The sequence below is a fragment of the Paraburkholderia sabiae genome (assembly GCF_030412785.1).
GTDB classification, from domain to species: Bacteria; Pseudomonadota; Gammaproteobacteria; order Burkholderiales; family Burkholderiaceae; genus Paraburkholderia; species Paraburkholderia sabiae.
On sequence record NZ_CP125295.1, the window covers coordinates 5,723,579 to 5,738,588 of the forward strand.

General features: G+C 58.6%; 15 protein-coding genes. All 15 read right to left on the reverse strand.

Annotated elements, in window-relative coordinates:
• Nucleotide 1: 1 nt before the first annotated feature.
• Nucleotides 2-1,027: a class I SAM-dependent methyltransferase gene (locus QEN71_RS25685; protein WP_201651000.1), complete on the reverse strand. Its 1,026-nt coding sequence runs from the start codon at nucleotides 1,025-1,027 to the stop codon at nucleotides 2-4.
• Nucleotides 1,028-1,176: 149 nt separating this feature from the next.
• Nucleotides 1,177-2,562, reverse strand: coding sequence for a glycosyltransferase family 4 protein (locus QEN71_RS25690; RefSeq protein ID WP_201650999.1), 1,386 nt, complete (start codon nucleotides 2,560-2,562; stop codon nucleotides 1,177-1,179).
• A 51-nt stretch (nucleotides 2,563-2,613) separates the two neighbouring features.
• Entirely contained in the window at nucleotides 2,614-4,227 is a 1,614-nt protein-coding gene (locus QEN71_RS25695) for a glycosyltransferase family 4 protein (RefSeq protein ID WP_201650998.1), read from the reverse strand.
• Nucleotides 4,227-5,324, reverse strand: coding sequence for a DegT/DnrJ/EryC1/StrS family aminotransferase (locus QEN71_RS25700; protein ID WP_201650997.1), 1,098 nt, complete (start codon nucleotides 5,322-5,324; stop codon nucleotides 4,227-4,229). The genes QEN71_RS25695 and QEN71_RS25700 overlap by 1 nt, the downstream gene beginning before the upstream one ends.
• Before the next feature lie 84 nt (nucleotides 5,325-5,408).
• Nucleotides 5,409-5,819, reverse strand: coding sequence for a sugar 3,4-ketoisomerase (locus QEN71_RS25705; protein WP_201650996.1), 411 nt, complete (start codon nucleotides 5,817-5,819; stop codon nucleotides 5,409-5,411).
• On the reverse strand, nucleotides 5,806-6,780 hold the full coding sequence (locus QEN71_RS25710) for a GNAT family N-acetyltransferase (protein WP_201650995.1): 975 nt from the start codon (nucleotides 6,778-6,780) through the stop codon (nucleotides 5,806-5,808). The genes QEN71_RS25705 and QEN71_RS25710 overlap by 14 nt, the downstream gene beginning before the upstream one ends.
• A gap of 2 nt (nucleotides 6,781-6,782) precedes the next feature.
• A complete protein-coding gene (locus QEN71_RS25715) occupies nucleotides 6,783-7,460 on the reverse strand; it encodes an acetyltransferase (RefSeq protein ID WP_201650994.1) in 678 nt (225 codons plus the stop codon).
• Between the two features lie 9 nt (nucleotides 7,461-7,469).
• Nucleotides 7,470-8,219, reverse strand: a complete 750-nt coding sequence (locus tag QEN71_RS25720; RefSeq protein WP_201650993.1) for a methyltransferase domain-containing protein — start codon at nucleotides 8,217-8,219, stop codon at nucleotides 7,470-7,472.
• Nucleotides 8,220-8,246: 27 nt separating this feature from the next.
• Complete coding sequence (locus QEN71_RS25725) at nucleotides 8,247-9,602, reverse strand: ABC transporter ATP-binding protein (RefSeq protein ID WP_201650992.1); 1,356 nt, start codon at nucleotides 9,600-9,602, stop codon at nucleotides 8,247-8,249.
• A complete protein-coding gene (locus QEN71_RS25730) occupies nucleotides 9,592-10,446 on the reverse strand; it encodes an ABC transporter permease (protein WP_201650991.1) in 855 nt (284 codons plus the stop codon). Before QEN71_RS25730 ends, QEN71_RS25725 begins: the two co-directional genes overlap by 11 nt.
• A gap of 158 nt (nucleotides 10,447-10,604) precedes the next feature.
• Nucleotides 10,605-11,516, reverse strand: a complete 912-nt coding sequence (locus QEN71_RS25735; RefSeq protein ID WP_201650990.1) for a glycosyltransferase family 2 protein — start codon at nucleotides 11,514-11,516, stop codon at nucleotides 10,605-10,607.
• Nucleotides 11,498-12,391, reverse strand: a complete 894-nt coding sequence (gene rfbD, locus QEN71_RS25740) for a dTDP-4-dehydrorhamnose reductase (RefSeq protein WP_201650989.1) — start codon at nucleotides 12,389-12,391, stop codon at nucleotides 11,498-11,500. Before rfbD ends, QEN71_RS25735 begins: the two co-directional genes overlap by 19 nt.
• A 7-nt stretch (nucleotides 12,392-12,398) precedes the next feature.
• Nucleotides 12,399-12,950, reverse strand: coding sequence for a dTDP-4-dehydrorhamnose 3,5-epimerase (gene rfbC / locus QEN71_RS25745; RefSeq protein WP_201650988.1), 552 nt, complete (start codon nucleotides 12,948-12,950; stop codon nucleotides 12,399-12,401).
• Complete coding sequence (gene rfbA, locus QEN71_RS25750; RefSeq protein WP_201650987.1) at nucleotides 12,935-13,828, reverse strand: glucose-1-phosphate thymidylyltransferase RfbA; 894 nt, start codon at nucleotides 13,826-13,828, stop codon at nucleotides 12,935-12,937. The genes rfbC and rfbA overlap by 16 nt, the downstream gene beginning before the upstream one ends.
• A gap of 10 nt (nucleotides 13,829-13,838) precedes the next feature.
• Nucleotides 13,839-14,900 (reverse strand): dTDP-glucose 4,6-dehydratase, encoded by a 1,062-nt coding sequence (gene rfbB, locus QEN71_RS25755; RefSeq protein ID WP_201650986.1) that lies wholly within the window; start codon nucleotides 14,898-14,900, stop codon nucleotides 13,839-13,841.
• Nucleotides 14,901-15,010 lie beyond the last annotated feature (110 nt).

The window sequence follows — 15,010 nt, forward strand, 5'->3', positions numbered from 1 at the left end:
CTCAGTTTGGGCTACGGTCGATCGCTTCGCGAATTGCGCGCTCGAGCCACTCCGCCACACTCGTTTTCTGTTCGGATGCGATCGCGAGCACGGCCTCTTTAAGCTCAGGCGCCACACCCTCCAATTGCCCGTAGTAGCGCGAACGCATCGTGCCACCGCGCCGACCCACATGAGGCACGTCAGGATCGATGAACGGCCCTGAGGAGCGCTTCTCGAAGTCGATCAGATAGAAGCAGTTTCCGAGTACCCAGCTCAGGCTTGGATCGACTGCCTCGTGAGGAAGCAAGTCGATCGGCGCCCGATGCGCCCAAAGATAGTTGTTTGCAATCACCATGCGGCCGTATTCGGTGTTTGCCAACCACGGCGCAACCCCTTCGTCGCCGAACACGACGCGCCCAGCTTCTTTGGTCACCCGCGTCATTTCGTGAATGGCGCCTTTCACATCATCGAACAGATTGATTCCGCCGAAGTGGAAAGCAGCATCGAAGAAACCCGTTTCGAAGGGCAAACTACTTGCATTGCAAACCGAGAGACTCGTGCGCGCAAGTGCATCGGGGCCCTTCTCCGCAAGTGCGGCATGGGTCGCAACGACCATTTCGGGCGCGAGATCAGACGCGTAGACGCGCCCGGTGGGCCCGACCACCTTTAGTGCCGCCAATACGTCGTCGCCGTTTCCACAGCCAGTGATGAGCACACGTGCGCCATCCAAGACGCGCAGACGACGAATCAGATCGTTTCGAAACTCAGTCTCGTCCACACGGAACGTGCGAAACATCCACGAGAGAAAGTTCCTGTACACCTGCCGGGCCCCTTCGAAATCGTACATCGCAAGGGACGTCTGTCCCCCTTCTTCAAGAGCCCCGATATCACGGAAATCGGGAATCCGGACGTTTGCGTCCAGGCCCGCAAGATAACGATAGGTACGGCCCGCGCCAGCGAGGCCGTCTGCCTGGATGACAAGACGCGAATGATCGTCTGGCGACACGTAGTGTTGGAGGGCCGCATACGCGTCAACATCGTGGCTCATAGCGTAGTCTCTTAAGTGATCAATTACGAGAATGACATATTGCTTCTGCCCGGAAATGTGGGCCAGAAGCAATATCGGAGTCGACGTTCTTCACGCCTGCAAATGGCGGTGACCTGTGTGCTAGCCGGCTACCGGACGGCTAAGCCGCATCAGTTCATCTGCGCAACGGGTTTGACCAGCGCGACGATCTCGTCGACGTATCGCTCCATGTCGAAACTATCGGCAACGTGTGCGGAAAGCTGGGACGCCACCTGCGCCCGCAGGTCGGCCGAAAGAAGCAGGCGGCTCGCCTTGTCAGCCATATCCTCGACATCGAGATAAGCCGCAATACAGAGCTCTTTCAAGCCGGCTCCCTCTAGGAACGACACGATACCTGTCGTCTTGTCGAAGCAAAGCAGCGGCTTGCTAAAGGACATCGCGTCGATCGCGACATTCGGCAACGGGTCAAGTCTCGAACTCAACAGGAAAAGATCCGACAGCTCGTATGCGGTCTCGATCTCCGTCGTCTCATCAATGATTTCGACGGCTTCCGTTAAACCAGCGCGCATGATCTGGTCTTCGAGATACACCGAATACGCAGCATCCTTTCTCGGCTCATACCCTTGGCCAATCCAGACGAACCGGCATTGATCCTCGCCCACCTTAGACAAGATCTGACGGGCGCACTGCAAGAAAAGGTCGACACCCTTGCGAAAATTGACTGACCCGGCGCCGAGGACCACATACTTTCTCGCGCCCTCGGTATCAGGCCGCAAGATCGACCGCAACCGTTGTTGTTCCTTTTCCGTCGATTCGTCCTTGACACGTTTGCCAGGTATGCTGGAACGTCCCTGAGGCAAGATGTGTATCTTTTCCGGCTCGAATTCGTCGACAAAGCGAACTGCGTCCTTGTACGTGATCTCCGAGGAAAAGACGACCTGCTGCGGCACTGTCATCATGGCCTTGAAACGCGCCGGAGGATCGGGGTAGCACGACGCGAACTCGTGAATCAGACTCACCGAGGGAATACCGGTCCGCTTCAATGGCTCGACGACCAGTTGCGATTCGATGCTATTCACAATCGCAAAATCAACCTTGAAGCGCTTCGCGATCTTCTCGACGACGTACTCAGTATGCACGCTGCTAAAACGCGCATGGTGTGCAGGCACATACGCAATATCGAGTTCCTTGAACAACGGCTCGAGCATGCCCGGCCCCAGTGACAGAACGACTACGTTCCTGCTGCGGGACAATACCTCGGCTATGTTGTAGACAAGTACGGGGGCACCCGTCAACGAACACTCGTGAGTGACGAGCAACACGGTGTCGCGCGCCGGATCGAAAGCCTTGTTCTCGAAACATTCGAACGGCGGGAAACGAAACGTTCTTTTCTCGGACCGGCCGTGATTGATATAGTGCAGCAACGGATCGACACCCGCTTCGCGAACGTCGGGATTCAGCTTCAAGTAGGCTTCAGGGTCGAAATCCTTAAAGTCTTCTATTCGCTGCCCAATCTTCTTACTACTCTTCTGAAATAGATTCTTAAAGGTTTTCACTGATTCACACCAAAGCAATAGGTAACGAAGTTTAGGATACCGTGATCGGATTTAGCCTTGCTTGTTCAGCATCACGTCGATCAACTTTCTGGTCTTCCATTTCCATGATCGTCGAACGCGATCATCTTCAAGTTGCTGCGAGATCACTTCCTGTTCGACCAGCGACATCTCCAACTGATGCTTTCGCTCCGTCAGCCGCTCGATGAGCACCTGTTGATTCAGGATCGTTTTAGTGTGCTCTTCATACGCATTGCGAAGTTTTTCCCATTCGCCGAATATCCTGTTCCTTTCTGTTTCGTTTCGCAACCGCAGCGCCTCCCGCTGCCGCCTCGTATCGAGGTAGCTTTGCAGCGGGTTCCCACGATAGGCGCGCAATGGCGGAACATCTGGAGTGCTGTTCGGATCGCGTGCGAAGGCACTCAAAAAGGCTTCCTTCGAGTAGTAACGCTCGAAGTGCTGTAGGGCCAATTCGCCGTGCTGCTCCAGCAACGCCTGATTCCATTGCTCGAAAATGCGGGAAAGCTCGTCGTATCCGCGCCAGATCTTACTGTCAGGATAGGTAAGTTCACATCCCCCATGATAGCGGGAGCGATACGACTCATGCGTGACAACAGGCACGCCGACAGACATCGCCTCAATCAGCGCTTTTCCCCCACCCAGCGGGAACGAACCGACATACACGTCCACCGAATGCTCGATCAGCGCCTTCGACAGCGAAGGCACCCACTCAATGTGAATGAAGCGATTACGGCTAACCTCTCCAGCGTCGAGTTCCGCGTAAATCCTTTGCAAAAAAGCGTCGGACAACTCGCCGATGTGCACGTGATAACCACGCGAAGCTTTCAGGATACAGGCGACAGCGCGCTCATAGCATAGCGCATACGATCCCGACTCGAACTTGGATTCTCGCCCGCATGAACCACTCGTCAAGACGCCTCTATTCAGGAAGCTGGTCTTGCGCTCCGACGGCCTGACAGCACTGAGCGGCCAGTAGCGTTGTTGCGACACGCCGATCTCGTGTCTGCACAGTTCATACGACATGTTGTGCAAGTCGACATGCTGAAAAGCTTCGCACGTCACACCGAGGGAAAGATGGTGGTCGCCGTGGTGGATGTAGTACCTGTTCGTTGCGCCAGGAAAGTGCGCCGCCACGATGGATACAACGTCCTGGTTGTGACCCAGCGTCAAAATGGTCGACGGATTCCATTCGCCAAGCTTTGCAGACAGTGCGTCTAACTTGTCCTCCAAGCCGGTTTCCATCGCAACGAACACCTCGCATCCGAGCACGCTCTCCCAGTCCCGGATGGTATCGTGATCGATCCGATTGAACAGGTCCGTCAGAGCCACGCGCACTGGGCTTTCGAACAGCCCAAGGGCGAGATAGTCCTTGATCAGTTCGACATGCCCACCTGCCCTGACCAGTTCGGATGCCAGAATGACAGTGCCCCGCCCTTCGGTTACATGCTGATCGCCGTAATAGGCGTCGGCCAGCGTACGGCACAAGTCATCGAGCTCACGGCTCGCGAAAACTACAGCAATAGACTCCGGATCGTTGATGATCTGCTCCACGAACGATTTGATGCGCACCATCGCATCGTCGTAGTGCGACAGGGAAATACATTTCACGACCGATTCATGCAATCGGTCGAGATCAAAATCTTGCATTACTCGAAACCCGCGATAATTTCACAAACATAAGCTGCTTGCTCGAGCGTCATATGAGGGCCGATGGGCAGACTCAGCTCTGTCTCGGCCATCGCTTCGGCAATGGGAAAGGCGCCCTTTTCGTACCCGAGGAACCGGTACGCCTGTTGCAGATGAGGCGGAATCGGGTAGTGAATCAGCGTCTCGATTCCAGCCTCTTTCAGCCTCGCCTGCAACGCATCGCGTCGCCGCGAAAAGACGGGAAACAGATGCCATGACGACACGCAATCTGGAGGCGAAACAGGCACCCGCACGCTCGTGTTTTGCAAGTGACGCTGGTAGTACTCCGCGATTTGCACGCGACGCGTGTTCCACTCCTCCAGATGCGGCAGCTTGACACTCAGTGCTGCGGCGTGAAGCGGATCGAGCCGGCTATTCACACCGCACACCTCGTTGACGTATTTCACCTTCGAGCCGTAGTTCGCAATGGTCCGGATTTGCTCAGCGAGTTCTGCGTCGTTGGTCGTCACACCGCCCGCGTCGCCGAATGCACCGAGATTCTTGCCGGGATAGAAACTCCAGGTGACGGCATCGCCGTGGCCGCCAATGAGTTCTCCACGGTAGCGAGCACCGTGTGCCTGCGCTCCATCTTCGAGGACGCGAACACCCTTGCGACGCGCCAGTTCGAGGATCGGACCCATTTGAGCTGGCAGTCCGTACAGATGCACGGGCAGAATGACCTTGGTCTTGCTGGTCATGGCCTGCTCGATGCGCTGCGGATCGATATTGAGCGTGTTTGCGTCGGGCTCGACAGGTACCGGATGTGCACCGCACTGCGTAACGGCCAGCCACGTCGCGATATAGGTGTTGGAAGGAACGATGACTTCATCTCCTTCCGACACACCCATCGCCATCAGGGCGATACGCAGCGCATCGAGGCCGTTGCCTACGCCGATCGCAAAGCGGGTACCGGTGTAGTCGGCAAACGACCTTTCAAATCGCGCGACCTCTTCCCCGAAGATATACCAGCCGGAATCTAGCGCTCGAGAAACGGCCTCATCGATCTCGGACTTGAGTTCAATATAGGCGCTGCGGACATCAAGGAATGGCACTTTCACAATTGTGTTCCTTACTCTCGAATAGACTCATTCCGACAGCAACGTCTTGGCAACAGACGTCGCTCACTCCTCTCGCAAGACAGTTCAACGTGAACGGACCGCAGCCAGATAGTCGTCGTAGTCGCGATAATAGTCAGACTCGTTGAATTCCATCGACGCCAAAACCAGGCAAACCGAACCCGGATCGAAATTCAATTCGGCCGCCCAGATCATGGGTGGGATATGCAGTCCTTGCCACGGACGATTCAGGTGAACCATCTTCTTTTCCGACCCATCGTCGAGCGCAACATCGAAGCTGCCGGACAGGCAGATCAACAACTGATGCAATTGCTTGTGCGCATGCGCGCCGCGAGCCGCTCCCGTCGGAATATCGTACAGGTAGAAGATTCGCTTGATATCGAAGGGCACATGGCGGCTACCTTCGAGAAAGGTCAGGTTTCCCCTCGGGTCTGCGATCTTGGGGAATTCAATAATCTTGCAATCAGACACCGGCATTCTGAGCACCTAATAAATCGACGTCGTAAAACTCGTGCACGGCGCCTCCACCTCCGTACTCATGCTTGTACTGGTAGAGGCTTTCATTCAGAACCGTGCCCTCACTCTCGTTGCTCGTACCGAAGTCGAAATACCTGACTCCGGCGGCTTTAGCCCCGGCAATTGCATGGTCGAATACGGCATCGAGCGCGGAAACCGAATAGGCCGCCTCGCTTGCAGCAATATACTGCGCGTGCCACACAGTACGCGTCTTGAACACCACGACACCTGCCTCGACCCGCCCATCCATCGTGGCGCAAAAAAACTCAATCGCTTCGGGGAATAGCCCGGCTAATTGTTCCATCTCCTGCGCGCTATGGACGGGAGCAGCGTCGTGCTTGCGAGCCAGGTTGTCCATTAGCACGCCCCACAGCGGCCGCAGTTGCGCCCTACCTGCCTGCACCGTCACCGATTTGAGCGCCTTTTTGAGCCCGCGCCGACGCCGCTCGGAAGGCTTGGCGCGATCGTACAGATCGATTGCGCATGACAGGTCACAGCGAGTTCGACGCGCACCGATCCGGAACAACGCATACAGGTCGTCCTGCGACGGCCTGGCCTGATACACGTGAGGAACTGCCTTGTACCTCAGACGTTCATATCCCATCGCCCGATAATGCGCGCGCAACTGCTCCATCGCCTCGATCATTTTGCCTCCGGACAAGGCGCCGTCATGGACGATACCGCCATAAGTAATGCCCGGATGGCTGACGACCATCGCGCGATCGGCGGGCGCCTCCGCCGCAGCAAATACGCCAACGATGACGCCACCCTGCATGAGCAGGGCCGAGATGTCCTTAAACCGGTCACCGTGGTAACCGAGAAAACGGCGCGTATGAAGGAACGTACTGTTGACCGCGTCCGCGCAGAAGGTGTCCCACGCGTCCATCGATGCCGGTTGAAAAGGAATGACGTCGACGGTCACTTCTATGCCTTTACCTTGAAAAACCGGCGCGCCGACACCTTCGCGGCCTGAGGCTGCTCGCCCTTGAAAATGCAATCCGGCTCGGTATTGCCGAGGATGTTGACGCCCACGCCCAGCCAGTTGTCCGCGCCAATGACGACGTTATTGGCGATCGCCGAATTGACGCCGATGAACGTGTTCGCTCCGACCGTGCAAAACCCGGAGATCACGGCGTGAGACGAGATGAAGCAGTTGTCCTCGATCGTCGAATGATGGCCGACGTGATTGCCGCTCCACAACACCACGTTGTTGCCGATCTTCACGAAAGGCTGGATGGTGTTGTCTTCGAAGATAAAGCAGTGTTCGCCGATCACGGCATTGGGCCATACGAACGCCCGGCTGCTGACGTAACTGGCGGCCCGATAGCCCCTGCCTTTGGCTAGATCGTAAAAGCGCGTCCTCAGCCGGTTGAGTTGGGAATAGACGAGCGCGGCATAGAATTCGACCTCGGCGGGATCGAAAAAACGCTCGATCTCCTCGAACGGCACGACGGGCAAGCCAAACAACTGATCGCGACCAAGGAAGGCCGAGTCGACGGAGAAACCGACGACCTCATATTCCGAGTCGTGCGTGAAGCACTCGTACGCGACTTCCGCGAAGGCGCTGTCGCCGAGAATGACCAGCTTTTTCGTCTTTGTCATATCGTGCCCTCAAGGTCTGACGATGAGGATGTCCTCGCGCCGGTTGGCCATTGGAAGCGCCGGATCCTGGGGCACCACGTAAGCGTCGAACCCCTGCGCGCGCGCCCGTTGGACGAGCGACATCAAGACGGCATCGTCGATCTGGTCGAACTCGACCTTGTTGAATTCGACGACGGGCGCGTCGTCCGTCTTCATGTAATCCTTGTGGAAGCGCACGCCCGTCTCGCTGGCGAAGAAGCGCTTGCGCTTCGAGATGTTGGGTATGTCACCGATCAGCATCTGACCTCCCGGCGCCAGCAACGACAGCGACGCGTCGAGAAAACGGAAGAAGCTCACGTCGACGAACACGTAGTGCAGCACGCTGTAGCACAGGATCACATCGACCTTGCCAGCCTGCCCGGCAATCCAGTCCGGGCATTGCGGGTACATCGCATCGACCTTTTCGATGAAAGGCGCATCGTCGAGTAGATTCAGCATTTCCTGGCTGTCAATCAGCGTCAACGGATGACCTTTCGACGCGCAAAGATCGACCAACATCTTGGGCAAGTCGCTGCAGCCCGGGCCGATATCGACGACCTTGCGGCCGTCCTTGTTCAGGTTGGTCAGCTTGGCGCAGATGTCCGCGAAGATAGCCGCTTCGTGGCCCTGACGGTACGAGTCGGGAAACCCGATACGCTCGTATTTGGACATCGACTCGTCCTGCGCGAAGCGCCGGAAATCGTCGAAGCCGATATGTTCAAACCGGTTGGGTGACGCCATGCTCATTCCTCCACCAACACATTCTCTTTACGCCGCAACGCCCGCACTGATTTCCCTGATCTGGAACTCGACGTCCTGCCAGACCATCGCCGGGAAAATGTTCTCGGCCTGCGAGCCGAAGGTGCTCTGGAATACCCGCGCGTTTTCGAGCACGTCCAGATATTGATGCACCTTGTTCTGCTGAACGATGTTCTCGACGCCGACATTCACGGTATATCCGCCTTGAGCCAGCATGTTGACCCCGGTGATATCGACACAATAAGTCTTACCCGCTTCGAACGACGGCATGTTGACCTGGGGGAAGTTGGAGTTCATCGCCCCAACGATCTGGTTCCCCTTGAAGTCCCGCAGCGAATATCCAATGGCCGGGTTCTCGACGTCGGTGTTCGCCCTGACGATCACTCTCAGCTTGTACGGCTCGTGCAACTCGAGCAATTCCGTTCCATGTCCTTGCTGATCCATCAGCGTGACGTCCAGAATGGTCGCGCGGCCGTCACCGTAGCGACTGTGACCGTCGAGGAACGCCACCGGCTCATGCGGGACGACTTGCTCGACCGGATCCGGCAACGGCTGCGGCGGCTCGGCTTCGGACACTTTCTTTGTCGTAATCCGGTTGATGTCGAGGTTCATCTCGCTGACGTAAGACCCCACCACCTGCTTCGGATCGCCATACGCGACTGCGCGTCCCTGCTTCAGCCAGAGCACCTTGCTGCAGATATTGCGCACGCTGCTCATATCGTGGCTCACGAACAGCACTGTCGTGCCGCGGTCCATCAGTTCGCGAAGCCGGACCATGCACTTTGCCTGGAACGCGAGATCGCCAACAGCCAACGCTTCGTCGACGATCAGAATGCTCGGATCCATGCTCGCGGCAATCGCAAACGCCACGCGGACATACATCCCCGACGAATACATTTTGACGGGCTGATCGATGAACATGCCGACGTCGGCGAACGCGACGATATCGTCGTAGCGCGCTTCGATTTCCTGCTTGCTGAGACCAAGCAGCGTCCCGTTCATGAAAATGTTCTCGCGCCCGGTGAATTCCGGGTTGAAGCCCGCGCCCAGTTCGAGCAACGCAGCCACGCGGCCGTTCACCTCGACATGGCCCTGCGTCGGGCTCAAAGTGCCGCAGATCATCTGCAGCAACGTGGACTTGCCACTCCCGTTGCGACCGATGATACCGACCGTCTCTCCCTTCCTCACCTCGAAGGACACGTCGTTGAGCGCCCAGAACTCGCTGAAGTAGTGCTTCGGCTGCCCGCCAACCAACCGCTGAACGCGCGGCAGCACGAACTGCTTCAGCCGGTCGCGCGGCGTTTCGTAGATCTGGTAGCGTTTGGCGAGCTGGTGTACGCCGATAGCGATATCGTCAGAGGACATCGGCGAACCCCTTTCTTGTCTTCTGGAACCACGCATACCCGGCCCACGCGACGACACACGCCGCGATCAGGTATACGGCCAGCCCCAGCCAGTTGGGCTGTTTTCCCCAAACCAGCACGTCGCGCGCCTGCTCAATGATGAAGGTCAGCGGGTTGGCCATGATGATCGGCTGAAAACGCGGCGGCACGGCGTCCACGGGATAAAACACAGGCGAGACGAACATCAGCACGGTGGTCAACAGCGAGATGGTTTGCCCCACATCGCGCAGGAAAACGCCGAGCGAAGCGAAAATCCACGCCAGCCCCAGCGTGACGATGACGAGCGGCAGCAGCACGAGTGGGAAGAACACCACCGTCCAGGGCAGACTACCGTTGAAAACGAGGATCGCGCACAACAGCACGGCCACACTAACGCAACCGTGGAACAACGCCGCACCCATCGTGGAAACGGGCAGCACTTCGATCGGAAACACGACTTTCTTCACGAAATTGACGTTCGAGATCACCAGCGTGGGCGAGCGATTGATTACTTCCGAAAACAGGTTCAGCACGATCAGCCCGACGAACAGCAGCACGGCGAACTCGGTCTTGCTTTGCACGGCGCCCGCACCGCCCCAGCGCGCCTTGAACACCTCGGAAAACACGAAGGTGTAGACGGTCAGCATGAACAGCGGCTGGACAAAAGACCACGCGAGTCCCATCGCGGAACCCTTATAGCGGCCGAGCACCTCGCGCCGCGTCATCTGTGCGATCAGCTGGCGGTTGCGCCACAACCCCGCCACCAGGGAAACAGGGCCGCAAGGCGTCGCCGCGTGCGGGTCGAACGCCCGGGTCGGTACGTTCATGCGTAACACTCCAAAATAAGCTCCTTCAATCCGTGATCGCGGGTAGCGCGGCCGCTTTGCCTGCACCGCCCAATTACACTCACACTCACGTAGTCATAAAGTCGCGCAGCCCACCGCTCGCAAGCCACGTCGCAATCGAATGGCCGGGCGCCGTCGCCTCAGTGGCGCCCCAGGCGGCCAGCCCAGCCGTCTCGCAGACCCCGCAGGGCCATCATGATGTGCTGCGAGCGCTGGTCGGGGAAAAACGAATAGACCACGAGACGGACGGGCAGCTTGACCAGCTCCGTGGTCTTCCAGCTCCACGGCATGTACGGGCGCTTGAGCAAAGCGATGACGTTCCGGAACTGATAATAATGGCGCAACGGCCCGTGCATCGGGTAGGGGCGGCCAAAGATTCGCACGGGCTCGGCGCCGAGTTCGTGGCTCATCCGGATCCAGGGCAGCCCCAGAATACGATAGCCCTTCTGCTTCGCCCGCACACACCACTCCAGATCGACGAAATCGATAAACAGCGCGTCGTCCATCGGTCCCACTTCGGACCAGTAGCGCAGATTGATGCAGGAACCGGATGTAATCAGAAAGTCGACGTCGATGGGCTCATTCCCCTCCGGCACCAGCCGTTCGAGTTTCCAGTGACGAAACCGCACGAACGGCGCGACGCCGCCAAGACGCGGATCGTCATAGGCGGGGCCGACGAGCGCAACCCGTTCACCTGCTTCGTTCGACCGGGCGACTTCGGCCGGAAGATCCGATAGGAGCGCAGCGGGGGGATCGCTGTCCTGGTCGAACAACAGCGCCATCTCGATGCCATTGCACCTGAGCACTTCGATGCCCTGATTGAGCGCGGTCGCAATACCCACGTTCTCGCCGTTCGGAAGATACTCGACCGCCTCCGACAGGCCAAGACTGGCGGCTGGGCGAATGGCTGGCGTGTTGTCGACCACGACGCAGGGCATCGTCGACGCGAGCCGGTTGGCTCGTTCGACACACGCTGCGTCCGGGTTGAAGAAAACGACCACCGCACCGGCACGGGGCGCAGCCGATGTCTGCGTCAAGGTGCCGCCATGCATAGCTGCAATGCTTCACGCCAGTCGGGAGCACGCACACCGAATGCAGCGGCCAGCTTGTCGTTCGACATCGACGAGTTGGTCGGTCGGCTTGCCGGTGTCGGATACGCGGAGGCGGGAATGGGCTTCACGGCCGGTTTTTTCTGCAGGCTCGATAACTCGAAGATCGCCTCGGCGAAGCCATGCCACGACGTGACGCCGCCGGCCGTCAGATGGTAGACGCCCGAATACTCGCGCCACCACTGCTCGCCATCGGCGGCAGCGGCCTGGGCCAGCACGTGTGCCGTCGACGTCGCAATCGTGTTCGACCACGTCGGCGCGCCGAACTGATTGGACACGACGCTCAGTTCCTCGCGCTCTGCGCCAACGCGCAACATAGTCAGAAGAAAGTTCTTGCCACGCGTGCCGTACACCCAGCTGGTGCGGAAGATCAGGTGCGCACCGCCGACGGCGGCGATGGCCTGCTCGCCGGCGAGCTTGCTGCGCCCGTAGACATTGATGGGATTGACTGCATCGCTTTCGACATACGCACCGTCGTTCGTGCCGTCGAAAACGTAGTCCGTCGAATAGTGGACGAGGGCCGCGCCAAGGCGCTTCGCCTCTTCCGCGAGCACGGCGGGCGCTTCGGCGTTGATCCGCATCGCAGCGTCGACGTCTGTTTCCGCCTTGTCGACAGCCGTGTAAGCCGCAGGGTTCACGATAAGCGCGGGCTTCACTTCGCGCACGACACGGCGAACCCGCTCGAGGTCGGAAAGATCGAGTTCGCTGCGGCGCGGCGCGACGACGGTGCCGAGCCCCTGAAGGCTGCGAGCCAGTTCGAATCCAACCTGGCCATTGACACCAGTCAGCAGGATGGTCCGTTGCACAGACGCCTTCATATAACCCTCACGCAAAGCATTCGGCTTCGCTCAGGCGCTTTCCGGCTGCGTCTTTGGCGGCCAGCACCGGCTCGAAATCGATGGGCCATTCGATGCCGATCTCGGGATCGCTCCAGACGATGCTGCGCTCGTGCTCCGGAAACCAGTATTCGGTCGTCTTGTAGAGAAATTGCGCCACCTCCGACAACACGACGAAACCATGCGCGAACCCGGGTGGAATCCAAAGCTGCCTGTGGTTGTCGCCCGACAGCAGCACGCCTTCCCACTTGCCGAAATTCGGCGAGCTTTTGCGGATGTCGACTGCGACGTCGAACACTTCACCTTCGACCACGCGCACGAGTTTTCCTTGCGCACGCTCGATTTGATAGTGCAGCCCGCGTAGCACGCCCTTCGCAGAACGCGAATGGTTGTCCTGCACGAACTCGACGCCCGCTTCGACCTTCTCTGCAAATTCCCGCGCGTTAAAGCTTTCCAGGAAAAACCCGCGCGCATCACCGAATACCTTCGGCTCGATGATCTTGACTTCAGGAAGCGCCGTTGCAGTTACGCTGATGGCCATGCGACTTGGTCCGTAAGAAGGTTCTGCAGATACTGCCCGTACGCGTTCTTTGACAGCGGCCCGGCGAGCGCAAGCAATTGCTCGGCATTGATCCACTTGCGCCGATACGCAATCTCTTCAGGGCATGCAACCACAAGCCCCTGCCGCTTCTGCAGCGTCGCGATGAACGTCGCCGCTTCGATCAGCGAATCGTGCGTACCCGTATCGAGCCACGCATAGCCGCGGCCCATAATCTCGACGTCGAGCTTCTTCTGCGAGAGGTAGCGCGAGTTCACGTCGGTGATCTCAAGCTCGCCAAGAGCCGAAGGCTTGATATCGGCAGCAATATCGCAAACTTGATTGTCGTAGAAGTACAGGCCCGTGACGGCGTAGTTCGAACGCGGCTTCGCGGGCTTTTCTTCGATCGACAGCGCGCGGAAGTCCTTGTCGAACTCGACCACGCCGTAACGCTCCGGATCGTGCACGTGATACGCGAACACCGTCGCGCCATCCGCACGCGCATTCGCGCGCTCGAGTTGCTTGGCGAGATCGTGACCATAGAAAATGTTGTCGCCGAGAATCAGCGCCGACGGATCGTTGCCGACGAATTCCTTGCCTATGATGAACGCCTGCGCGAGGCCATCCGGCGACGGCTGCACCGCGTACTGAATGTTCATCCCCCACTGACTGCCGTCGCCGAGCATCGCTTCGAATCGCGGCGTATCTTGCGGCGTCGAGATGATCAGCACATCGCGGATGCCCGCAATCATCAGCGTCGACAGCGGGTAGTAGATCATCGGCTTGTCGTAGACGGGAAGCAGCTGCTTCGAAACGACATGCGTTATAGGATACAGCCGGGTGCCCGAGCCGCCCGCCAGAATAATGCCCTTGCGCGCCATCGTTCCGCCCTTACGCGCGTTGCGCGTAGTTCGTTTCGACCCACTTGCGGTACTCGCCCGAAGCCACTTCGTCCGCCCATTCCTGGTTGTCGAGATACCACTGCACCGTCTTCGCGAGACCCGTTTCAAACGTTTCCGCCGGCGTCCAGCCAAGCTCGCGCTCGAGCTTGCGCGCATCGATCGCATAGCGACGGTCGTGGCCGGGACGATCCGTCACATACGTGATCTGATCGCGATACGAGCCTTGTGCCTTCGGACGCTTCTGGTCCAGCAGATCGCACAGCGTATGCACGACTTCGAGATTCTTTTTCTCGTTCCAGCCGCCGACGTTGTACGTCTCGCCCGGCACGCCGCGTGCGAGCACTTCGCGGATCGCGCTGCAATGGTCGCCGACGTACAGCCAGTCGCGCACATTCTGACCGTCGCCATAGACAGGCAGCGGCTTGCCGCCGAGCGCGTTCGCGATCATCAGCGGGATGAGCTTTTCGGGGAACTGATACGGACCGTAGTTGTTCGAGCAGTTGGTCGTCAGCACGGGCAGCCCGTACGTGTGGTGATACGCACGCACAAGATGGTCGGAGCCCGCCTTGGTGGCCGAATAAGGACTGTTCGGTGCGTACGGCGTCGTTTCGGAGAATTGCGGATCGGTCGCGGACAGCGAGCCGAACACTTCGTCAGTCGACACGTGCAGAAAGCGGAAGGCTGTCTTGTCTGCAGTATCCAGCGTGTTCCAGTACGATCGGGCTGCTTCGAGCAGCGTGAAGGTGCCGACCACGTTGGTCTGCACGAAGTCGGCGGGACCGTGGATCGAACGATCGACGTGGCTTTCAGCAGCGAAGTGCAGCACCGCGCGCGGCTTGTGTTCGGCGAAGAGTTTGTCGAGTGTCTCGCGGTCGCAGATGTCGGCGCGCACAAACACGTGACGGGGGTTGTCCTGTTGCGATTTCAACGTGCCCAGATTGCCGGCATAGGTGAGCTTGTCCAGATTCAGGACCGGCTCTTCCGAGGCGTTCAACCATTCAAGCACGAAATTGGCGCCGATAAAGCCGGCACCGCCCGTTACCAGGATCATGGGATTCCTTCTTGAGATTTTCTTGGCCGAGTGATCCGGGCACCGGGGGCGGCAGTCGTCCGGCAATTTTACCTGACTGGTCGATACCGCCGGCAAAAATGACCGGACGT